General features: G+C 43.5%; 24 protein-coding genes. 21 read left to right on the top strand and 3 right to left on the bottom strand.

The annotated features are described in order from the left end of the window. Nucleotides 1–13 precede the first annotated feature (13 nt). The 10 genes from uvrC to ldcB all read left to right on the top strand — a co-directional run bounded on the left by uvrC (nt 14) and on the right by ldcB (nt 10,380). Nucleotides 14–1,849 carry an excinuclease ABC subunit UvrC gene (gene uvrC / locus HMPREF2893_RS07990; protein ID WP_070675638.1) on the top strand — a complete coding sequence of 612 codons (1,836 nt, stop codon included), beginning with the start codon at nt 14–16 and terminating at the stop codon, nt 1,847–1,849. A gap of 10 nt (nt 1,850–1,859) precedes the next feature. Then, a complete protein-coding gene (locus HMPREF2893_RS07985; RefSeq protein ID WP_070675635.1) occupies nt 1,860–2,702 on the top strand; it encodes a metallophosphoesterase family protein in 843 nt (280 codons plus the stop codon). A gap of 148 nt (nt 2,703–2,850) precedes the next feature. After that, nucleotides 2,851–3,456, top strand: coding sequence for a nitroreductase family protein (locus tag HMPREF2893_RS07980; protein ID WP_003001591.1), 606 nt, complete (start codon nt 2,851–2,853; stop codon nt 3,454–3,456). A 34-nt stretch (nt 3,457–3,490) separates the two neighbouring features. Beyond that, on the top strand, nt 3,491–4,897 hold the full coding sequence (pepV, locus tag HMPREF2893_RS07975) for a dipeptidase PepV (RefSeq protein ID WP_070675632.1): 1,407 nt from the start codon (nt 3,491–3,493) through the stop codon (nt 4,895–4,897). A 52-nt stretch (nt 4,898–4,949) separates the two neighbouring features. Next, nucleotides 4,950–5,534, top strand: a complete 585-nt coding sequence (locus tag HMPREF2893_RS07970; RefSeq protein WP_070675629.1) for a uracil-DNA glycosylase family protein — start codon at nt 4,950–4,952, stop codon at nt 5,532–5,534. 12 nt (nt 5,535–5,546) lie between these two features. After that, nucleotides 5,547–6,038 (top strand): prolyl-tRNA synthetase associated domain-containing protein, encoded by a 492-nt coding sequence (locus tag HMPREF2893_RS07965; protein ID WP_070675626.1) that lies wholly within the window; start codon nt 5,547–5,549, stop codon nt 6,036–6,038. A 13-nt stretch (nt 6,039–6,051) separates the two neighbouring features. Then, entirely contained in the window at nt 6,052–6,336 is a 285-nt protein-coding gene (locus HMPREF2893_RS07960; protein WP_024056128.1) for a rhodanese-like domain-containing protein, read from the top strand. A 165-nt stretch (nt 6,337–6,501) separates the two neighbouring features. Continuing rightward, on the top strand, nt 6,502–7,737 hold the full coding sequence (locus HMPREF2893_RS07955; RefSeq protein ID WP_070675624.1) for a DUF6574 domain-containing protein: 1,236 nt from the start codon (nt 6,502–6,504) through the stop codon (nt 7,735–7,737). A 66-nt stretch (nt 7,738–7,803) separates the two neighbouring features. Further along, nucleotides 7,804–9,591 (top strand): TcaA second domain-containing protein, encoded by a 1,788-nt coding sequence (locus tag HMPREF2893_RS07950; RefSeq protein ID WP_024055652.1) that lies wholly within the window; start codon nt 7,804–7,806, stop codon nt 9,589–9,591. A gap of 9 nt (nt 9,592–9,600) precedes the next feature. Next, nucleotides 9,601–10,380: an LD-carboxypeptidase LdcB/DacB gene (gene ldcB / locus HMPREF2893_RS07945; RefSeq protein WP_024055653.1), complete on the top strand. Its 780-nt coding sequence runs from the start codon at nt 9,601–9,603 to the stop codon at nt 10,378–10,380. A gap of 30 nt (nt 10,381–10,410) precedes the next feature. On the opposite strand, the gene HMPREF2893_RS07940 is transcribed toward ldcB, so the two are convergent. The 3 genes from HMPREF2893_RS07940 to coaA all read right to left on the bottom strand — a co-directional run bounded on the left by HMPREF2893_RS07940 (nt 10,411) and on the right by coaA (nt 12,251). Beyond that, nucleotides 10,411–10,920 carry a DNA topology modulation protein gene (locus tag HMPREF2893_RS07940; RefSeq protein WP_070675621.1) on the bottom strand — a complete coding sequence of 170 codons (510 nt, stop codon included), beginning with the start codon at nt 10,918–10,920 and terminating at the stop codon, nt 10,411–10,413. Between the two features lie 65 nt (nt 10,921–10,985). Continuing rightward, complete coding sequence (rpsT, locus tag HMPREF2893_RS07935; protein ID WP_003007640.1) at nt 10,986–11,234, bottom strand: 30S ribosomal protein S20; 249 nt, start codon at nt 11,232–11,234, stop codon at nt 10,986–10,988. 96 nt (nt 11,235–11,330) lie between these two features. Beyond that, nucleotides 11,331–12,251 (bottom strand): type I pantothenate kinase, encoded by a 921-nt coding sequence (gene coaA, locus HMPREF2893_RS07930; protein WP_070675618.1) that lies wholly within the window; start codon nt 12,249–12,251, stop codon nt 11,331–11,333. A 90-nt stretch (nt 12,252–12,341) separates the two neighbouring features. On the opposite strand from coaA, the gene HMPREF2893_RS07925 reads away from it, so the two are divergent. The 11 genes from HMPREF2893_RS07925 (at nt 12,342) to HMPREF2893_RS07875 (ending at nt 22,380) form a co-directional block, all read left to right on the top strand. Then, nucleotides 12,342–12,935, top strand: a complete 594-nt coding sequence (locus HMPREF2893_RS07925; RefSeq protein WP_070675615.1) for a class I SAM-dependent methyltransferase — start codon at nt 12,342–12,344, stop codon at nt 12,933–12,935. Then, a complete protein-coding gene (locus HMPREF2893_RS07920) occupies nt 12,932–14,209 on the top strand; it encodes a pyrimidine-nucleoside phosphorylase (protein ID WP_070675612.1) in 1,278 nt (425 codons plus the stop codon). Before HMPREF2893_RS07925 ends, HMPREF2893_RS07920 begins: the two co-directional genes overlap by 4 nt. Nucleotides 14,210–14,226: 17 nt before the next feature. Then, nucleotides 14,227–14,889, top strand: a complete 663-nt coding sequence (deoC, locus tag HMPREF2893_RS07915) for a deoxyribose-phosphate aldolase (protein ID WP_021153359.1) — start codon at nt 14,227–14,229, stop codon at nt 14,887–14,889. Further along, entirely contained in the window at nt 14,876–15,265 is a 390-nt protein-coding gene (locus HMPREF2893_RS07910; protein ID WP_070675610.1) for a cytidine deaminase, read from the top strand. Before deoC ends, HMPREF2893_RS07910 begins: the two co-directional genes overlap by 14 nt. A gap of 75 nt (nt 15,266–15,340) precedes the next feature. Next, nucleotides 15,341–16,402: a BMP family lipoprotein gene (locus HMPREF2893_RS07905; protein WP_021153357.1), complete on the top strand. Its 1,062-nt coding sequence runs from the start codon at nt 15,341–15,343 to the stop codon at nt 16,400–16,402. A gap of 128 nt (nt 16,403–16,530) precedes the next feature. Beyond that, on the top strand, nt 16,531–18,066 hold the full coding sequence (locus tag HMPREF2893_RS07900; protein ID WP_049485438.1) for an ABC transporter ATP-binding protein: 1,536 nt from the start codon (nt 16,531–16,533) through the stop codon (nt 18,064–18,066). After that, nucleotides 18,059–19,120: an ABC transporter permease gene (locus HMPREF2893_RS07895; RefSeq protein ID WP_003007621.1), complete on the top strand. Its 1,062-nt coding sequence runs from the start codon at nt 18,059–18,061 to the stop codon at nt 19,118–19,120. Before HMPREF2893_RS07900 ends, HMPREF2893_RS07895 begins: the two co-directional genes overlap by 8 nt. Further along, nucleotides 19,120–20,076: an ABC transporter permease gene (locus tag HMPREF2893_RS07890; RefSeq protein WP_049491812.1), complete on the top strand. Its 957-nt coding sequence runs from the start codon at nt 19,120–19,122 to the stop codon at nt 20,074–20,076. Before HMPREF2893_RS07895 ends, HMPREF2893_RS07890 begins: the two co-directional genes overlap by 1 nt. A gap of 275 nt (nt 20,077–20,351) precedes the next feature. After that, nucleotides 20,352–20,954: a hypothetical protein gene (locus HMPREF2893_RS07885; RefSeq protein WP_070675607.1), complete on the top strand. Its 603-nt coding sequence runs from the start codon at nt 20,352–20,354 to the stop codon at nt 20,952–20,954. Between the two features lie 21 nt (nt 20,955–20,975). Beyond that, nucleotides 20,976–21,611 (top strand): copper homeostasis protein CutC, encoded by a 636-nt coding sequence (locus tag HMPREF2893_RS07880; protein ID WP_049514728.1) that lies wholly within the window; start codon nt 20,976–20,978, stop codon nt 21,609–21,611. A 103-nt stretch (nt 21,612–21,714) separates the two neighbouring features. Then, nucleotides 21,715–22,380, top strand: a complete 666-nt coding sequence (locus HMPREF2893_RS07875; RefSeq protein WP_070675604.1) for an MmcQ/YjbR family DNA-binding protein — start codon at nt 21,715–21,717, stop codon at nt 22,378–22,380.

The raw sequence follows: 22,380 nt of genomic DNA, 5'->3' as shown, positions 1-22,380 counted from the left end.
TATAATAGAGAGTATGAATAACTTGATTAAATCCAAGCTCGAGCTCTTGCCGACGAGTCCGGGCTGTTACATTCACAAAGACAAGAATGGTACCATCATCTATGTGGGGAAGGCCAAAAATCTCCGCAATCGGGTGCGGTCCTATTTCAGAGGGAGCCATGATACCAAGACAGAAGCGCTGGTATCTGAGATTGTAGATTTTGAGTTTATCGTCACTGAGTCCAATATTGAGGCCTTGCTTCTTGAGATCAACCTCATCAAGGAAAACAAGCCCAAGTACAATATCATGCTCAAGGACGACAAGTCCTATCCCTTCATCAAGATTACCAATGAGCGCTATCCGCGTCTCATCATCACGCGCCAGGTCAAAAAGGACGGTGGTCTCTATTTCGGTCCCTATCCGGATGTGGGAGCGGCCAATGAGATCAAGAGGCTTTTGGACCGAATTTTCCCTTTCCGCAAGTGTACCAATCCGCCTTCCAAGGTCTGCTTTTACTACCATTTAGGGCAATGTATGGCCCACACAGTCTGCCACAAGGACGAGGCCTATTTCAAGGGTATGGCGCAGGAGGTTTCTGATTTCCTAAAGGGGCAGGATGACAAGATTATCGATGAGCTCAAGCTCAAGATGAATACTGCTGCGCAAAACATGGAATTCGAACGGGCGGCTGAGTATCGTGATCTGATCCAGGCCATCGGGACCCTGCGGACCAAACAGCGGGTCATGGCCAAGGATTTGCAGAACCGGGATGTCTTTGGCTACTACGTGGACAAGGGCTGGATGTGTGTGCAGGTCTTCTTTGTCCGTCAGGGCAAGCTGATCGAGCGCGACGTCAATCTTTTCCCATACTACAATGATCCGGACGAGGATTTCTTGACCTATGTGGGGCAGTTTTATCAGGAGAAATCCCACCTGATCCCCAATGAAATCCTGATCCCTCAAGATATCGATGAGGAAGCGGTCAAGGCCCTAGTAGATACCAAGATCCTCAAGCCCCAGCGAGGGGAGAAGAAGCAGTTGGTCAATCTGGCCATCAAGAATGCGCGTGTCAGTCTGGAGCAGAAGTTCAATCTCCTTGAAAAATCCATGGAAAAGACTCAAGGTGCTATTGAAAACCTTGGAAAACTCCTGCAAATTCCAACCCCTGTGCGCATTGAGTCCTTTGATAACTCCAACATCATGGGGACCAGTCCGGTCTCAGCCATGGTGGTCTTTGTCAATGGGAAGCCAAGCAAAAAGGACTATCGCAAGTACAAGATCAAGACCGTCGTCGGACCAGATGACTATGCTAGCATGCGGGAGGTCATCCGCAGACGCTACAGCCGGGTCATGCGGGATGGCCTGACGCCACCAGATCTGATCGTCATCGATGGGGGTCAGGGCCAGGTCAATATTGCTAAGCTAGTGATCCAAGACGAGTTGGGGCTAGATATTCCCATTGCAGGGCTACAAAAGAATGACAAGCACCAGACCCATGAATTGCTCTTCGGTGATCCCCTTCAAGTCATCGAACTCTCTCGGACTTCGCAGGAATTTTTCCTCCTCCAACGGATCCAGGATGAAGTCCACCGTTTCGCCATCACCTTCCACCGACAGCTTCGTTCTAAAAATTCCTTCTCTTCTCAGCTAGATGGCATTGAAGGCTTGGGACCAAAACGCAAGCAGTTGCTGATGAAGCACTTTAAGTCACTGACCAAGATCAAAGAGGCCACTGTAGATGAGATTGTCACAGTCGGCATCCCACGAGCAGTAGCGGAGGCAGTGCAAGCCAAGCTCCATCAAGGAAAGCAAGAAGAAGCAAGTCTCTTGATGGAAGTGGCGGAGGATTCTGAATCATACCAATCATAAGGAGTTTAAAATGAACCATCGAATCGCTATTTTATCTGATATCCACGGAGATACGACAGCCCTGGAGGCAGTGATTGCGGATGCGCGTGCTCTAGGCGCGACGGAATACTGGCTTTTAGGGGATATTTTGCTTCCGGGGCCTGGAAGAGATGACCTTTTTGAGTTACTGGATGCGATTCCGATTACAGCGGCTGTTCGTGGAAATTGGGACGATTGTGTCCTAGAGGCCTTGGATGGCGAGTACGGACTTGAGGATCCACAGGAGATCCAGCTTCTCCGTCTTACTCAGTACCTCATGGAAGGACTAGATCCTAAGCGGATCGATTGGCTTCGCGCCCTTCCATTGGTAGAGAAGAAGGAGGTCAATGGTATTCGCTTTTCACTGACCCACAATTTGCCAGAAAAGAATTATGGTGGAGATTTACGTCCAGCAAATGCGACGGAGAACTTTGACCAATTGCTGGATGACCAGACGGATATGGCGATCTACGGTCATGTCCACAAGCAGTTGCTTCGCTATGGCAGCCAGGGTCAGCAGATCCTCAATCCGGGGACTATTGGCATGCCTTATTTTGACTGGGAACCAATTCAAAACCACAGAGCTCAGTATGCTCTAATCGATGTCGAAGAAGACGGAGTGACCAACCTGCAATTTCGTAAGGTGGCCTATGACTATGAAGCAGAGCTCCAAGATGCTAAGGACAAAGGTCTTCCTTTTATTGAGATGTACGAAGAATTGAGACGCGAGGATAACTATCGGGGCCATAACATCGAGCTCCTAACTAGCTTAATTGAGAAATACGGTTATGGCAAAGAAGTAGCTGCCTATTTCAATCTTTCCAATGAATCATAGGTAGATCTCTTGTGTATTCAATCTATAAAAAAGAAGCGGATCTTCAAAATGTCCGCTTCTTTTTTCACAATCTTAGGCTGTAAAACCCTGCAAGCTCTTTCATTTTGTGTTAAAATAGAGGTAACAGAAATAGAAAAGGAAGAAGCTTATGAAATTTCTAGAGCTCAATAAAAAACGCCATGCGATCAAGCATTTCACTGACCAACCGGTCGATCCAAAGGATGTACGGACTGCCATTGAGATCGCAACCTTGGCCCCTAGTGCCCACAATAGCCAGCCTTGGAAATTTGTGGTCGTTCGTCAAAAAAATGCGGAATTGGCAAAATTAGCCTATGGTGCAAACTACGATCAAGTCATGGAAGCTCCTGTGACCATCGCCCTCTTTACAGATACTGATTTGCAAAAACGGGCTCGCAAGATTGCACGTGTCGGTGGGGTGAAAAACTTCACAGATGAGCAGTTGCAATACTTTATGCAAAATCTTCCTGCTGAATTTGCGCGCTATGATGCCCAACAAACAAGTGATTACTTGGCTTTGAATGCCGGTCTTGTGGCTATGAACTTGGTACTTGCTTTGACAGACCAAGGCATTGGAACCAATATTATTTTGGGATTTGATAAATCGAAAATCAATGAAGTATTGGACATCGAAGAGCGTTTCCGTCCGGAAGTCTTGATTACGGTTGGCTATGCGGCTGAAAAAGTAGAGCCAAGCTATCGCTTACCAGTGGACGAAATCATTGACAAACGCTAAGCCAATTAGCAAATAGAAGATCGAGGAGGAATTCATGACAACAGTTGACTTTAAAGCAGAAGTAGAAAAACGTCGCGATGAGATGATGGCTGACCTATACAGCCTCTTGGAAATCAATTCTGAACGCGATGACAGCAAGGCAGATGCAGAGCATCCTTTTGGACCTGGTCCTGTAAAAGCTCTTGAAAAATTCTTGGAAATTGCTAAACGTGATGGCTATGAAACCAAGAATGTCGACAATTATGCCGGTCACTTTACCTTTGGTGAAGGAGAAGAAGAACTTGGGATCTTTGCCCATATGGATGTCGTGCCTGCAGGTAGTGGCTGGAAGACGGATCCATACAAACCAGAAATTATCGATGGCAAGCTCTATGCGCGTGGTTCGTCTGATGATAAAGGGCCTACAATGGCCTGCTACTATGGTTTGAAGATCATTAAAGACCTAGGACTCCCTGTTTCTAAGCGCGTGCGCTTTGTTGTCGGTACGGATGAAGAATCAGGCTGGGGCGACATGGATTACTATTTCAAAAACGTCGGACTTCCTGAGCCAGATTTTGGCTTCTCACCAGATGCGGAATTCCCAATCATCAATGGAGAAAAAGGAAACATCACTGAGTACCTTCATTTTGGAAATGATAACACAGGAAGTGCTCATCTCCATAGCTTTACAGGTGGACTTCGTGAAAACATGGTACCAGAGTCAGCGACTGCAGTAGTTTCTGGACAACTACCAGATCTTGCTGGCCTCTTAGATGCCTTTGCCAAGGAACACCAACTCAAGTATGAAATTTCAACTGTCGATGAAGAAACCTATACCGTTACGATTGTTGGGAAATCTGCTCACGGATCAACTCCTGAAGATGGAATTAATGGTGCGACCTACTTGGCTCTCTTGTTGAACCAATTTGATTTTGGTGGTGCTGCTAAGGCTTACCTTCATGTGACAGCTTCACTTCTTCACGAAGATTTTGCTGGTGAAAAATTAGGAATTGCCCATACAGATGCCAAAATGGGACCATTGAGTATGAATGCAGGTGTCTTCCATTTTGATGACAGCCAAGCAGACAACACTATTGCCCTCAATATCCGTTACCCTCAAGGTACAGATCCTGAAACCATCAAGTCCACCCTTGAAAAGATTGAAGGAGTAGCTACAGTAAGCTTGTCCGCTCATGGTCACACACCTCACTATGTTCCGATGGATGACGAATTGGTATCCACTCTCTTGCGTGTTTACGAAAAACAAACTGGCCTCAAAGGACACGAACAAGTGATCGGTGGTGGTACCTTTGGTCGTCTCTTGAAACGTGGGGTTGCCTTTGGTGCTATGTTCCCAGACTATGTCAATACCATGCACCAAGCTAATGAGTTCGCAGATGTCGAAGATCTCTATCGTGCAGCTGCAATTTACGCAGAAGCTATCTATGAACTAATCAAATAATCCACTACTCGGCCAGTTTTTCTGGCTGAGTTTTTCCATCGAAGGAGGACTTATGTCAACGATTGAAAGCATTAAACAAGCCATTATGGCAGATCCTCAAAATAAAGCATATACGGATAAAGGAATTGAGCCACTCTTTGCAGCTCCAAAAACTGCTCGTATCAATATTATTGGACAGGCTCCAGGAATGAAGACGGAGGAAGCTGGGATTTACTGGAAGGATAAGAGTGGTGACCGCCTGCGCGAATGGTTAGGAGTTGACGAAGACACCTTTTATAATTCTGGTTTGTTTGCGGTCATTCCTATGGACTTTTATTTCCCAGGGCATGGAAAATCTGGTGACCTTCCACCTCGCAAAGGCTTTGCGGAAAAGTGGCACCCTCAACTTCTCAAGGAGTGTCCGGATATTGAGTTAACCCTCTTAATTGGACAATATGCCCAAGCATACTACCTTCATGAAAAGGTTAGTGGCAAGGTAACCGAACGGGTTCACCATTTTAAAGATTATTTGCCAACCTATTTTCCACTTGTTCACCCTTCCCCTCGCAATCAAATCTGGATGGCTAAAAATCCTTGGTTTGAGGCAGAAGTGGTCCCAGAATTGCAAGCATTGGTTCAAAAGATCATTCAAAAATAAAGGAGAAAGGTTATGGATCCTTATCAACAAGTTAAAGAAAAATTAGACGAGTTAGGAATTTCATTTGACGTGGTGGAACACCCACCTGCATTCACGACGGAGCAAGCGGATTCTTATATTGAAGGCCTAGAAGGTGTCCGGACCAAGACCATGTTTTTGACCAACAAGAAGAAAACTCAATACTATTTGCTGATCATGGATGACCAGAAGCCATTGGATATGGATGATTTCAAAGAGCAAGTGGAAGCCAACCGGATCCGCATGGCTTCAGCAGATTCTTTAGCTGAAAAAATGCAATTACCAGCAGGAACGGTTTCTCCATTTGGTTTATTGAACAATGAAGAAAGAGATATTCGGGTCTATTTCGATAAAGATATTGTGTCAGAGGAGATCATGACCTTCCATCCCAATACCAATGAAAAGACGATCTTTATTAAAACCCAAGACTTGTTCCGATTTTTAGAGTCTATTGGCTTTAACTATGAAATCCTAACCCTTCCATAACAAAGGAGAAATCATGAAAGAAATTCCATTTTCAAGCTTTTACCAAGCTTATCAAAAAGGGAACATACACGTTCTTGATGTACGCGAGCAGGAGGAATATGATGCCCTTCACTTAGATGGGGTTCGCCTTCTTCCCTTATCTGAGTTAGCAGATTGCTACCAGGAATTAGAGAAGGATCATCCCTATTATGTCATCTGCAAGTCAGGTCGTCGATCAGCACGTGCTTGCCAATTTTTGGAAGAGCAAGGCTATGATGTGACCAACGTCCAAGGTGGCATGGATGCATTTGAATCCTAAAAAACGACCTCTGAAAAGAGGTCGTTTTCTTTACTAATTTCTAAAAATGAGTAGAATTTGTATGTTTTTCAAAAGATATTACAGGGATTTTCCAGTCTTTCATTGAAAATGGTTCAGAAATTTTGTATAATACCCTAGTATAAACAATAGTTAAGGAGATTCATTATGTCAAAACAAGATTGGCTGGATTATTTCGAAGCCGTAAATGGTCGTTCTGCTAGTGCAGAAGAAATTGCTCAAGCACTGGCTGCAGGAGAATTTCAAGAAGAAGTAGTGGTTCCAGAAACCCCACAAGCCCCAGAATTTGTCGCAGCACCAACTGCACCTGTGGAAGAACCAGTTGCTGCTCCACAAGCCCCAGAGTTTGTTGCAGCGCCAGCAGCTCCTCAAGCTCCAGAGTTTGTTGCAGCACCAGCAGCTCCTGCAGAAGAACCAGTAGCAGCTCCTCAAGCTCCAGAGTTTGTCGCAGCACCAACTGCACCTATTGAAGAACCAGTAGCAGCTCCTCAAGCTTCAGAATTTGTCGCAGCACCAACTGCACCTACAGAAGAACCAGTAGCAGCTCCTCAAGCTCCAGAGTTTGTCGCAGCACCAACTGCACCTGTTGAAGAACCAGTAGCAGCTCCAGTTCAAGAACCGGCCCCTCAAGCTGCTCCAGCGAATGGACCTGCTTTCCAACAAGCTCCACAACAAGCCTACCAACAACCTACTCAAGCAGCTTATCAACAAGCTCCTTACCAAGGTCAACCAGGGCAACCTTATCCTGTCCAACCAAGTCAATTTGGTGTAGCCGTTGGTGGTTACTGGAATTGGTTCCTTTCAGCTTTGAAACGTCCAACGGCTGTAGAAAATCCAAAAGCTCTTAACGGAATTTTACAGTATGTCTTGACTGCTTTTGTCTTGACCCTATCAACTTTCTTCACAGCTAGTGGAGCTACAGGTGGTTATGGAATGGATTTCCGTGCCTTTATGTTGACATTGATTTCCCTATTCTTTAGCGTTTACGCCTTCCAAGTAGCTGGATTCTTTGTTCGTCGTGTGGTTCTTCAAGATAAGGAATACAGTTACGGTCGTTCATTTGAAGAGTTTGGACGTTTGTCTGTTTACACTTTGCCACTTGCCCTTCTTGCTTTCTTAGTAGGTCTTGTAAAAGTTTATGAATTTTATGGCTTTGTAAACTTCCTTATTTTCTTCTTGTTCTTTGTTGGAACATGCTATGTCGTTCATCAAGGATTGAATAAGACAAGCTTTAAAGCAGATAAATTCTTGCTTCTAGTAGCATCATCTGTTGTCTTGCTTCTCATTGCCATCTTTGTCATTTATGTGAATGCTCGTATTTTAGAACAAGTAGCCGTAGGATTTATTCCAAGTGCTCCAAATTTCTCTAACTTTGGATTCTAACAATATCACAAAACGGAAGGTGGGGGAACCCACTTTCCCTATTTTATAATGAGGGAGAAGAGATCCATGCAAAAGAAATGGGTTGAATTATTTGAAAAAGTGATCGGTCGCAAACCGTCACCAGAAGAGTTTATGGCTGGGAAAGCTTGTGGATTTGATTTGAAACAAATTCAGTCTATCGCAGGAAATGCACAATCTGAGGAAGTCGCTCCTGTCGAGGAACCAGTGGTTGAACCAGTTGAAGAAGTGAAGAATGTCGATCCACTTCTAGCAGCTCGTCAGGCTTGGTTGCAACATTTTGAAGAAACCTATGGCCGCAAGCCAAGTGCAGAAGAATTTACCGCGGCTAAAAGTCAAAACTTCGAGTTTTTTGTAGGACCTGTGCCTGAAGCAGAATTTGCGACCCCAGATGCAACAGAAGAAACACAGGAATATGTCCCTCAACAGCCGACTCAAGAGTTTACGACTCCACTTGCTGCTGAGCAAACGCAGGTCTTTGCTGGTCCAAATGTCACAGAAGCAGGTCCAGCTCAGAAAAAACAAAAGGCCCCTAAAACGAAGGGTGGAAAGAAACTTTCCAAGAAGAAAATTGGGATTATTTCTGCTATTGCAGTCCTTGTGATCGCTTTGGTGGCATCCTTCTTTTACTTCCAGTCTACAACACGTGTCGAAGTGACTGCAGATAAATTTATTAAGGCAGTGGACACCAAGGATTATCGCGAAGCAGCAGATCTGCTTTCAACCGATAACGATAAATGGACAAAGGATGAAGCCGAAAGCTTTATCACCAGCATGGAAGATCAAGGGATCGATATCGGTACAGAGTTGAACAAGATCATCGATAATGGTGGAGAAGGCAGCTATACGGATAAATCTGGAAACAAGATTTTTGGTTTGGAAAAGGCGGACAAGAAATTTGGAATCTTCCAAGAATACCGTGTGGCCAGCTATCCAGTGCAAGTGAAGGTCAAGACCAATTTGGACCAAGCCAAACTCAAAGTGGCTGCCAATAAAACCGTGACCTTGAAGAAAGATGCAGTGACAGACCTTGGTTCTTTCCATTACAATACAAAAGAAATGGAATTGACTGCTAAAACTGAAGTCGGAAATGTTACTTCTAAGATCCATCTCAATCCTAAAAAAGCAACAAAGAATAACTTAGAATTGCAGTTGAATTCTGAGAAACGCAATTTAGAAGTTGAGTTCCCAGATGAAGTTGAAAACCCAACGGATGTGAAGGTTGTGGTCAACGGCAAAGAAGTCGGAACCAGCACAACCTTTGAAGTGGATAGCATCCCTTATCAAGAAATTGAAGTACATGCTGTCTTCAACATGAATGGGGAAACCTATACAACTGAAAAGGCTAAGGTGACGATTGAAGAGGGTGAGAACGATCCGATCGAACTCAAACTAGCCAAAGATACCTTAAAACGCATCAAGAGTGCTCAAGATGCTAAGAAAGCGCAAGCAGCCAAAGAAGAACAAAATCGAACCTTGGCAGAAGAGTTCTTGAAAGAGTACCGCGACGCTGTCTTTAGCTCAGTTTCAAATCGAAATAACACTTACTCTAAATACTATGACACACAAAGTCAAGCCTACAAAGACATGGTTGAATTCACAACGGGTGATGGTGTTCGAAAGGCTAAAATTGACTACTATACTCCAGGAGCTTTGGATATTCAAAGTGTCACTGAAGAAAATGGTGTGGTGACGATCAAGACTTATGAAGACTTTACTGTGCATTATACAGATAGTCATCCAGATTCACAAAACCGCAAGTACAAAACTTATACTTTGAAAAAAGTAGGTGCAAGTTATGTGATCACGGATATTGTCGTAACAAAAGAATCATAGGAGATTTCCATGAAAGCAAGATTTTCCAAATTAACGTTGGTGACAGTTGCCTTGTTAACCCTGACAGCTTGCTCCCAATCTCAATCCACTAGTTCTAAATCTTCTGCAAAAGAAGAAACCAAACAAACGCAAACCAAGTCTTCCAAAGAAATGTCTTCAGCAAAGGATACGTCAAAAGAGACTGGCAAAGAAGAGTCGTCAAAAGCTGGTAAGTCAGATGTGAAAGTGGACTCTGGTGTCAGCTACAATGGTTCTTACTATAGTGTCAAAGGGAAATATGGTGAGGTCATGATCGCCAACAAACATTATCCCTTGTCGCCTGACTTTAATCCAGGTGAAGATCCTGAAGCTGTTTCAGCTCTTCATGAATTAATCGCAGCTATGCAGGCAGAAGGTTATCCGATCAGTGACCAATATAGTGGTTTTCGTAGTTACGATACCCAAGTTGGCCTCTATCAAAACTATGTCAATCAAGATGGTCAGGAAGCCGCCGATCGTTATTCTGCAAGACCGGGTTATAGTGAACACCAAACTGGTTTGACCTTTGACTTGATCGATACCAGTGGGAATCTGGTGACAGAACCTGGACCAAGTAAGTGGTTGCTCAAGAACGCCGCTAAATATGGCTTTGTGGTTCGTTACCAAGAAGGAAAAGAAAAAGTGACAGGCTACATGCCAGAAAGCTGGCATCTCCGCTATATCGGAAAAGAAGCACAAGATATCGCAGATTCAGGCTTGAGTCTGGAAGAATACTATGGCTTTACCGGTGGCGATTACGTTGATAAATAAGAAAAGGTTGGGATAGATATCCCAACCTTTTTATTGTATGTTTTTTAGAAACTCATCCAGCTCTTTTTGGTTCTTGAGAGAGATAAATTTTTCGGGGTAGGTGGAGTGGATGTTTTGATACCTTTCTCTGGCACTTTTTGTTCGTCCGTCCCAAAGGATCCAACGGATGAATTCCCAGTCAAAGCGTTCGGGGCAACCTGCCGCCATACTCTCACGGACCTGGCCTTTATAACGGCGGTATCGTTTCCAGGCTCTAAAGAGGCAGTTCCAACGAGAGAAGTTGAGAAAGATAATCTGGTCGGCTTGCTCCATTCTTTCCTCATAGCAGCACCAAGAGTAATTACCATCAATGACCCAGTCTTTATGATCGCTGAGAAACTGTCTCATCTCACCTTCCATCCAATCCCGGTCACTGTCTATCCAACCGGGTTGAAATTGAAGGGTGTCCATATGTAGCTTGGGAATGCAGTAGTGGCGGGCTAAGTTTTCAGCCAAAGTAGACTTTCCAGATCCAGAATAGCCGATAATAACAATTTTCATAAGCACCTCTCAAAAAATAGGCACAAAAAAAGCTCCGGAGAGCTTGATTTTTATGCTGTTCTTGATTAACCAAGTTTCGCTGCAAGACGTGCTTTATCACGGCTAGCTTTGTTCTTGTGGATCAAACCTTTAGTTTCTGCTTTATCGATAGCTGAGCTAGCAGCGCGGTAAAGTTCTTCAGATGGGTTTGCTTCAAAAGCTTTGATTGCAGTACGCATAGCTGATTTTTGAGCTGAGTTTTTTTCGTTTTGTTTAACGTTCAATTCAGCGCGTTTGATAGCTGATTTAATGTTTGCCAAGTTATTCACCTCCATTGATAATCTAACTATCTCATTATATATGAAAAGTTAAGATTTGACAAGCCTAAAATAGCTTTTCCTTAAAAAAGTACCGTTAACAGGCCATTTTATCTAACGTTTGAGATAAATTTCGTCGATTTCATGGTTGGTTGCTTTATGGAGAATCAGATCAGCCCGGTTTCTGGTTGGTTGGATGTAATGTTGCAAGTTGACTAAATTAATGGATTCCCAGACCTGATGGGCTATGCTTAAAACTTCTTCTAGGGGTTGCTCTGTATATCGATAGTAGTAGTTATTGGGATCATTCTGAGCTAATGTAAGGAGTTTTTGGAAGCGATCGAGATACCAAGATTCGATATCATCCACTGCAGCATCCACATAGATCGAAAAATCAAAGAAATCGGTCATATAGAGACTGTCATTTTGTGGATTTTGAAAGACATTGATCCCTTCGACAATGACAAAATCAGCTGGTAAAATGGTTTGCTTCTCATCTGGAACAATATCGTATATTTCGTGGGAATAGACAGGGATTTCTACGCTCTTGTTGTTTTTAATTTGATTGAGAAAATCAAGGAGCAATTCCATATCATAGCTTTCCGGAAATCCTTTTCGATTGAGGATCTCTTGTTCTTTTAAGATAGCATTTGGATAGAGGAAGCCATCCGTTGTCACCAATTCTACTGTCGAGCCTTCAAAGGTTCGTGACAGCAGGATTTGAAGGAGACGGCTAGTGGTGGATTTTCCAACCGCAACGCTCCCTGAAACCCCAATGATAAAGGGTTGGCGTTCACTCGTTTTTTGAAGAAAAATACCTTTTGAGAAGGCCAAATCTTCTTTGGAACGCTTGTAGATTCCAATCAGGTTTGTCAAAGGCAGGTAGACGTCACGTACATCCTGGAGGTTGATGCGGTCGTTAAAGCTTTTAATAGAATTGAGCTCTGTTTGAGAGAGAGGTGGGGTGGTTTTGCGGTGCAAATTTTGCCACGTTTCCCGATTAATTTTTTCAAAATGTAGAAATTCTTTGTCCATATGTCACTCCTATTGTAGTCTTTAGTATACCAATTTTTAGAGGTCATGTAAACGATTTAAAAAAGGAGTGAATTATGATAAAATAACCTTATGAGTAAAATGTATTTCGATGTAAACCCAGATGCAGCCCATGATATTCATGATCTGGCTGTTGTTTTATTGGGACAAAAGATGAATTTCTATACAGATGCGGGCGTCTTTAGTAAAAAAATGATTGATTATGGAAGCCAGGTGCTCTTATCAGCCCTGGATTTCCAAGAAGGGGAAAGCGTTCTTGATGTCGGTTGTGGCTATGGTCCAATTGGCCTCTCTCTAGCTAAAGCACAGGGAGTCGCCGTGACCATGGTGGATGTCAATGAGCGGGCGCTAGACTTGGCTAAGAAAAATGCCAGCCGAAATGGCGTGGAAGCTCAGATCTTTTCTTCGGATGTCTATGAAGCGGTTGAAGGGGTCTTTGACCATGTGATCAGTAATCCGCCGATCCGAGCCGGTAAGAAAGTGGTGCATCAGGTGATTACGGGTAGTTTTGATCATTTGAAGCCAGGTGGAGACTTGACCATTGTCATTCAGAAAAAGCAAGGTGCTCCAAGTGCTAAGGCCAAGATGGAAGAGACGTTTGGCAATTGTGAGATCGTAAAAAAAGACAAAGGCTATTATATTTTAAGAAGTGAGAAAGAATCATGAGAGCTGTAGATATCATTCAGAAAAAAAGAGATGGTCTTGCCTTAAACAAAGAAGAAATTGAATGGCTGATTGAGGGATATGTGGCTGGAACAGTTCCAGATTACCAAATGTCCGCTTTTGCTATGGCCGTTTATTTTAAAGGGATGACGACAGAAGAAATCTCCCATATGACCATGAAGATGGTCCAAACAGGGCAACAGTTTGACCTGTCAGCTATTCCAGGAATCAAGGTAGACAAACATTCAACTGGTGGTGTGGGAGACAAGGTAACCTTAGTCTTGGTACCTCTGGTTGCAAGCTTCGGAGTGCCAGTTGCTAAAATGAGCGGTCGTGGATTAGGCCACACGGGTGGAACCATCGATAAATTGGAATCGATTAAAGGCTTCCAAATTGAGCGGACTCAAGAAGAATTCATCCAGCAGGTGCAGGAGATCGGCTTATCGGTTATTGGTCAATCTGATCAACTTGTGAAAGCAGATAAACTCTTGTATGCTCTTCGGGACGTGACGGCGACAGTGGATACCATTCCGTTGATTGCTAGCTCCGTCATGAGTAAGAAAATTGCAGCTGGTGCAGACGCTATTCTCTTAGACGTGACGGTTGGCGAAGGGGCCTTTATGAAGACCATTGAAGAGGCGCGTGAACTAGCTCGTACCATGGTAGATCTCGGTAATGCCGTAGGGCGCAAGACAATCGCTGTCATTACAGATATGAGCCAACCTTTGGGAACCAGTATTGGCAATCGTTTAGAGATTTTGGAAGCCCTGGATATTCTAAAAGGACAGGGGCGTGCTGATGTCACAGAGTTTATTTGTGAATTAGCACAAATCATGTTGAAATTGGCCAATGTAGATCAATCGATTGAAGCCATTCATGAACACTTGAGCAATGGACAAGCCTTAGCCAAGTTTGAAGAAATGGTCGTGGCACAAGGTGGAGACTTAGAGGATTTGCATCGTCCCGTCAAAGTAGATCAGGTCCTTGAAGTAACAGCAGATCAAGATGGCGTCATTGCGGCTTTACCTGCCATGGAATTTGGCCTGTTAGCCATGCGACTTGGTGCTGGTCGTGCTGTCAAATCGGATCCGCTTGATTATGAAACTGGGATTGTATTTGACAAAAAAGTGGGAGAGCAGGTTAAAAAAGGGGAACGCATTGCTCGTATTTTCGTGAATGAAAAAAATTCACAAGAAAGCGTTACAGAATTCAAAAAAAATGTTAAAATACTAGAAGGGGCTGAAAGCGTTAAAGAAATTATTGAAATAATATCTTAAGTAGCTCAGGAGATTGTATGAAGTTAAATAAATATATCGATCACACTCTTTTAAAACCAGATGCGCAACAAGAACAGATCGAAAAATTGATCGAAGAAGCTAAGGCATATGATTTTGCGAGTGTCTGTGTGAACCCGACATGGGTGAATTTTGCGGCTGAGGGCTTGCGCGATTCAGACGTTAAAGTTTGTACCGTCATTGGTTTTCCTTTGGGAGCAAATACCCCTTTTGTCAAAGCGTGTGAAACAAAAAATGCTATTCAAAATGGTGCCGATGAAATTGACATGGTCATTAATATCGGTGCTTTGAAGTCTAAGAATTTAGCACTAGTTGAAGAAGATATCCAAGCTGTTGTCGAAGCAAGCGGTGATAAGCTGGTCAAAGTCATCATTGAGACGTGTCTCTTAACAGACGATGAAAAGATCGTTGCTTGTCAGATTGCTAAGTCAGCTGGAGCTGACTTTGTGAAGACTTCAACTGGTTTCTCAACTGGAGGAGCGACGGTAGAAGATGTAGCCTTAATGCGTCAAACGGTTGGACCAGACATGGGTGTTAAAGCTTCTGGTGGAGCTCGCTCTTATGAAGATGCTCTTGCATTTATCGAAGCTGGTGCGACCCGTATCGGAACTTCCTCTGGTGTAGCTATCATGGAAGGAAAAGTGGCTCATGGCGACTACTGAGTTGATCAATTTGGTAGTAGAAGTGAGCCAGCATGCTTATGTGCCCTATTCTCATTTCCCAGTTAGTGCAGTCCTTGTGACCAAGGATGACCAGATCTATACAGGTGTCAATATCGAAAATGCCAGTTTTGGATTAACCAACTGTGGGGAACGGACAGCTATTTTTAAAGCAGTTTCTGAGGGAGCTCGCGAGTTCAAAGAGCTGATTATCTATGGGCAAACAGAAAAGCCCATCTCTCCGTGTGGTGCTTGTCGCCAGGTCATGGCTGAATTTTTTGAGCCTGATCTGCCTGTAACTTTGGTATCTAAAGATAAATCGACGGTCGTGATGACGGTCAAGGAATTACTTCCATATTCCTTTACAGATTTGACTTAGTTGGTCTGTGAGGCGGTCTTTTGACCCTTTCAATACTTCGCAACAATGTTGCACAATAATTTAGGAGGTTCAGTAATGAACAAGAAACAATGGCTAGGCCTTGGTCTAGTAACTGTCGCTGCTATCGGACTTGCAGCATGTGGAAATCGTGCGTCTAAAAAAGATAGCGCAAACTCAGAATCAAAAACTGATTTGAAAGCTGCTATTATTACCGATACTGGTGGTGTGGATGACAAATCATTCAACCAATCTGCTTGGGAAGGTTTGCAAGCTTGGGGGAAAGAAAACGGTCTTTCTAAAGGGAACGGATTCGACTACTTCCAATCAACAGATGAATCTCAATATGCGACAAACCTTGATGAAGCTGTTTCTAACGACTACAAATTGATCTTTGGTGTTGGTTTTGCCTTGAGCGACTCAGTTAAAAAAGCTGCAAAAGACAACGAAGATGTTAACTATGTCATCATTGATGATCGTATTGAAGGACAAAAGAACGTAGCATCTGCTGTTTATGCCGATAACGAAGCTGGTTACCTTGCTGGTATCGCTGCTGCGAAAACTACAAAAACTAAACAAGTTGGTTTTGTAGGTGGTATGGAAAGTGAAGTTATCACTCGTTTCCGCGCTGGATTTGAAGCTGGTGTTAAATCTGTTGACCCATCTATCAAAGTTCAAGTAGACTACGCTGGTTCATTCGGTGACTCTGCTAAAGGTAAAACAATTGCTGCTGCACAATACGCTGCAGGTGCAGATGTTATCTACCAAGTAGCTGGTGGTACTGGAGCAGGTGTCTTCTCTGAAGCAAAAGACTTGAACGAGAAGAAAAATGAAGACGAAAAAGTTTGGGTTCTTGGTGTTGACCGTGACCAAAAAGCTGAAGGTGAATACACTTCTAAAGATGGTAAAAAATCTAACTTTGTCTTGGCTTCAAGCTTGAAGAAAGTCGGAGAATCAGTAAAAGACTTGGCTAAAAAAGCTGCTGACGGTAAATTCCCTGGCGGTGAAGTGATTACTTATAGCTTGAAAGATGGTGGAGTTGATTTGACAACTGACAACCTTTCTGCAGATGCTAAAAAAGCTGTCGAAGATGCCAAAGCTAAAATCCTTGATGGATCTCTTAAAGTTCCTGAAAAATAATATTTGATTGGGCGGCCCTCCCTTTAAGGGCCGTTTCTTTTAAAGTGAGACATTTTTGTCTCAATAAAATCTGTTAGTTGTCTAACAGATTTTATTGAAATAAAAAATTTTTGAAAGGAAACACCTACATGACACATGAATATGTCATCGAAATGCGTGAGATTACCAAAAAATTTGGTGACTTTGTAGCAAATGACAAGATTAATCTTCAGTTGCGCAAAGGTGAAATCCATGCACTTCTTGGAGAAAATGGTGCGGGAAAATCTACCCTGATGAATATGCTGGCTGGTTTGTTGGAACCAACTAGCGGAGACATCGTGGTAAATGGAAATACTGTTAACCTAGACTCACCTTCAAAAGCAGCTTCTTTAGGAATTGGAATGGTGCACCAACACTTTATGTTGGTTGAAGCCTTCACTGTTGCTGAAAATATCATCCTTGGTTCTGAAACCACGAAGCATGGTATTTTGGACCTTAAAAAAGCCAGTCAAGATATCCTTGAATTGTCTAAAAAATATGGCTTGGCAGTAGATCCAAATGCTAAAGTTGAGGATATTTCCGTTGGTGCGCAGCAACGTGTGGAAATCTTAAAGACGCTTTATCGTGGAGCCGACATCCTAATCTTCGATGAACCAACTGCAGTATTGACACCAGCTGAAATCGAAGAATTGATGACAATCATGAAGAACTTGGCGAATGAAGGAAAATCAATCATCTTGATTACGCACAAGTTGGATGAAATCCGTGCTGTTTCAGACCGCGTAACGGTTATCCGTCGTGGGAAATCTATTGAAACAGTCGAGATTGGTGGAGCAACCAACCAAGATTTGGCCGAGATGATGGTCGGTCGTTCTGTTTCCTTTAAGACTGAAAAAGGTCCTTCTGAACCAAAAGAAGTGGTCTTGTCGATCGAAAACTTGGTCGTGAATGAAAATCGGGGAGTCCCAGCTGTTAAGAATCTTTCCTTAGAACTTCGTGCTGGTGAAATCGTTGGGATCGCAGGGATTGATGGAAATGGTCAATCTGAGTTGATCCAAGCCATTACAGGTCTGCGGAAGGTAAAATCCGGTTCAATCAAGATTAAAGGCAAGGATGTTGTAGGACTTCGCCCACGTCAAATCACAGAAATGAAGGTAGGACACGTCCCTGAAGACCGTCACCGGGATGGTTTGGTCCTTGATATGATGATCTCTGAAAACTTTGCTCTTCAAACTTACTATAAAGAACCTCTTAGCAAGAATGGTATTTTGAATTATCCAAATATTACCTCTTATGCCAAGAAGCTCATGGAAGAGTTTGACGTTCGTGCAGCTAGTGAAGTGGTACCAGCTAAGGCTCTTTCTGGAGGAAACCAGCAAAAAGCCATTATCGCTCGGGAAATCGATCGCGATCCAGATCTCTTGATCGTCAGCCAGCCAACTCGTGGTTTGGACGTCGGAGCGATTGAATATATCCACAAACGTTTGATTCAAGAACGGGATAATGGAAAAGCCGTTCTGGTTGTCAGCTTTGAATTGGATGAAATTTTGAATGTTTCTGACCGTATTGCGGTTATTCATGATGGGAAGATCCAAGGGATCGTAACCCCTGAAACAACGAATAAGCAAGAACTTGGAATCCTCATGGCAGGTGGACAAGTAAAGGAGGGAGCATCAAATGAATAAGAATTTAAAACAAATTGCCGTTCCATTGGTGTCTGTCCTTTTAGGATTGGTCTTGGGTGCCATTATTATGTGGGCCTTCAGCTATGATGCCCTTTGGGGATATGAATTGCTGTTTAAGAAAGCCTTTGGTTCGATTAAGAGTTGGGGTAATATTTCCCGTGCTATGGGGCCATTGATTTTAGTTGCTCTTGGATTTTCAGTAGCTAGCCGGGCCGGTTTCTTTAACGTTGGACTTCCTGGTCAGGCTTTTGCAGGATGGATCATGGCGACTTGGTTTGCCCTTTCCTTCCCAAATATGCCTCGCTTACTGATGATTCCGATGACCGTTTTGATTGCGGCTATTGCCGGTGGATTTATTGGAGCGATTCCAGGTTTCCTTCGTGCCTATCTCGGAACCAGTGAGGTCATTATCACCATTATGATGAACTACATTGTTCTCTATGGTGGGAATGCCCTGATCCATAGCTTCCCAGCTTCCTTGATGAAAAACAAGGACTCAACTATTGATGTGGGAGCCAATGCTGTCTACCAGACGGAGTGGTTGCGTAATTTGACGGATAAATCTCAAATGAACATCGGGATTTTCTTTGCCATCATCGCAGTGGTAGTCATCTGGTTCTTGATGAAGAAAACAACACTTGGTTTTGAAATCCGTGCCGTTGGTCTCAATGCGAATGCGGCAGAATACGCAGGGATGTCTGCAAAACGGACCATTATCCTTTCTATGATCATTTCTGGTGCTCTTGCTGGTATCGGTGGGGTAGCAGAAGGTCTGGGTATTTACTCAAATGTCTATGTTCAAACTAGCTCAATGAGTGTTGGATTTAACGGAATGGCCGTTGCCCTTCTTGCGATGAATTCACCAATTGGTATTCCATTTGCTGCCTTCTTGTTTGGAGCGCTTCAAATCGGTGGAGTTGGTATGAAGCCAGCTGCCATCCCTGAAGAAGTTGTTCAAATTGTGACAGCATCGATTATCTTCTTCGTATGTGCCCACTACATCATCGAAAAGATGATCTCGATGCGATCAGCTAAAAAAGGAGGAGCAAACTAATGAGTATTGTAACGATTTTAAGTATTCTTGTTTCCTCTATGATTGTGTATGCGGCGCCGCTGATCTTCACAAGTATCGGAGGAGCATACTCAGAACACGCTGGGGTTGTTAACGTTGGTTTGGAAGGAATCATGGTTATGGGAGCCTTCTCAGGTATTGTCTTTAACTTGACTTTTGAGCCTAGCTTAGGGAATTTGACACCATGGTTGTCCTTGATTGTTGCTGCTGGGATTGGAGTATTCTTTTCCTTGATCCACGCGGTAGCAACTATTCATTTCCGCGCTGACCATATCGTCTCAGGTACGGTATTGAACTTGATGGCACCACCATTAGCCGTCTTTCTAGTTAAAGCTATGTACAACAAGGGGCAAACTGATAATATCAAAGTTGCCTTCGGGAAAACATCCATTCCGGTCTTATCTAAAATTCCGGTGATTGGGGATATTTTCTTCAACAATGCCAGCATCATCGGCTGGGTTGCAATTCTCTTCTCATTCTTTGCTTGGTTCGTCATGTTCAAGACAAAATTTGGTTTGCGTCTTCGTTCAGTTGGTGAACACCCACAAGCAGCAGATACATTGGGAATCAATGTTTATAAAATGCGCTACTTAGGAGTCATGATCTCAGGTGCCCTAGCAGGTATCGGAGGAGCCATATACGCTCAGTCAGTTTCTGTTAACTTTGCGGTAACTACTATTGTAGGTCCTGGATTTATCGCCCTTGCGGCCATGATTTTCGGGAAATGGAACCCAATCGGTGCCATGTTGGCTAGTCTCTTCTTTGGAGCTTCACAAAGTTTGGCAGTTATCGGGAATCAATTGCCTTTGCTTAAAGGTATCCCATCCATCTACTTGCAAATTGCGCCTTACGTCTTGACCATGGTTGTCTTGGCAGCCTTCTTCGGACAAGCAGTTGCACCAAAAGCAGATGGTGTTAACTACATTAAATCGAAATAATGCACAGAGAGAGGTTGGGACAAAAGTCCTAGCCTCTCAATTATTTTTAGGTTGTCGAGCAAGACGCAGTGGTTGAGTGGGCTCTACTACGCTGATTTTATCAGCTTTTACAGCCCTACTCAACTGTGCAGAGGTGGGACGACGAAATCGAATTCTAACGAATTACCGATTTCTGTCCCACGCTCTCTTTTGCTTTGTAAAGGCCCCTCTTAGTCGCAATTTCTTTGGATTTAAGGTACAATAAGAATACAACTTTTCACGTATTGGAGGAGCAGATGTTTAAGTGGATGAGACGCCTGATTGGCATGGTGATCGTTTTATTTATTTTATTAGTAATCTTGTTGGTTCCTGGATCCATCCCTGAAGGGGAGCAGCTGAGAAATGTGCAGGCAGGGAGCTCTTTGATTGTACTGGCTCAAAATGCAGTTTCAAATGCTTCTGTAAGCACTGAAGGGCTCTCAACTGAGTTGAGTCTCAATTCTGTGCAATTGAGTCAGGTCATAAAAACAAGTGCTGGATCTGCTCTTGACAATTCTGACTTTCAAAAGATGGCATTAGGAATGGATGGCAATGACCTTCACGTCAAAGTTCCGGTTTCCTTAGGGCCAGTCGAAAGCTATCTAGATTTAACCATGACCGGTCAAGTCGAAAACAATGTCATGAATTTGACTGTGACCGGTGCTAAATTAGGGAAAATGCCCATTCCAAAATTCTTGGTTCTCAACTATTTGAAGGATCAATCCAATCAAAATGGAAGTGGCTTCACGGTTAATGGTGATCAAATCACCCTTGAGATCCCTCAAGCAGGCTATAGTATCTCAAAAGCGAGAGTGGAAAATGGCAATGCTAAGGTAACCGTTAGTATATCCTTGTTTTAAGTCTTTGTAATTGGAGTTGTCATGCTTGTCTTTGAATTTTGTGCAGAGAATTTAACTTTTATTGATAAGGCGATTGCTGCTGGGGCAGGTCGCATTGAACTGTGTGACAACCTGGCAGTAGGCGGGACCACACCGAGTATAGGTGTGATCAATGAAGCAATCAAACTGACAAGAGAGAAGTCCGTGGATCTATGTGTGATCATTCGGCCCCGTGGTGGAGATTTTGTCTACACTGATCCAGAAGTCGAAGCTATGCTGACGGATATTCGTGCTGCGAAAGAAATAGGGATTACTTGTTTTGTGCTGGGTGCGCTGACGAGTGATCGAAAGTTGGACAAGAGGGTCATGCAGCTTTTACTTGCAGCCTGTGGAGAGGCAGAGGTGGTCTTTCATATGGCCTTTGATGAGTTAGCTCATACAGATCAGCTAGAAGCGATTGAGTGGCTTTCTGATCAGGGTGTAGCCCGCATTTTAACACGAGCTGGAAGTCCAGGTGACCCACTAGAGCAACGTTTTGCACACTATCATCGTTTATTAGATGCGGCTAAGGGAAAGATTCAGATCCTACCAGGTGGAGGTGTGACCCTTGACAATCGTCAGCTCTTTTTGGAGCAATTGGGTGTTTGTCAACTGCATGGCACGCGCATCGTGTTTTAAAAAAGAAACGCTCACTGCCTGAAGTAGTTTTGAAGATCCGTTATCAAGGTTGGAGACGTTGTTTCCAGCCTCTTCTAGTGCAAAAATGAATAAGGGAGAGAAAATGTTTTTAGAGCATTATTTTGACCGATACACCTTTCAGCCAGAAAAGGGATTGGCTTTTGGATTTGAAAAGAGAGGGGCAGGCTATGAGTACCAGTGTCCCGTCTTATCGGACTCTTTTCTCTTAAAGGTCCGTGTCTGCGACCAGAAGATATCTTTTCAGGTCTATGATCAGGATACAGGGGACGAGTATATCCAGATCCATCAGGAACAGCTACAAGGAAATTTCGTTGGCCAAGTCAGAGAAGCTTGTCAGGAAAGTCTTGCAAGGATTCGCCAAGCTTGTTTTGAGGTAGAGAAATTTCTCTATCCTCAAGCCAAGCGTCTCATGGCCTATATCTCTCTGTACTATCAGGGAACGATTGAGTATTTGTGGGAGAGATCTCCAGAATCTGGTGCCATTCGCCACCGAGACACCCTCAAGTGGTATGGTGTCTTTATGACCATTGATTGGAAAAAACTAGATGCTGGCAAGTCTGGGAAAATAGAAGTTTTGAATGTTAAGTCTGATCAAGTAGCCCGTTTCATCCAGCAGAAGGGGATTTATCCAGCTTTTCATATGAATAAAAAATATTGGGTGAGTATCCCCTTAGATGGAACAATTGTTGATGAGGAGTTGTTTGCTCTAGTGGATAGTAGCTGGCAACTCACCAAAAAGGGGAAATAA

Origin of the sequence: Streptococcus sp. HMSC072C09, from assembly GCF_001813105.1 — a bacterium.
Taxonomy (GTDB): Bacteria; Bacillota; Bacilli; order Lactobacillales; family Streptococcaceae; genus Streptococcus.
Note: the sequence above shows the minus strand (reverse complement) of the source record. Positions and strands in the feature narration are given on the sequence as shown.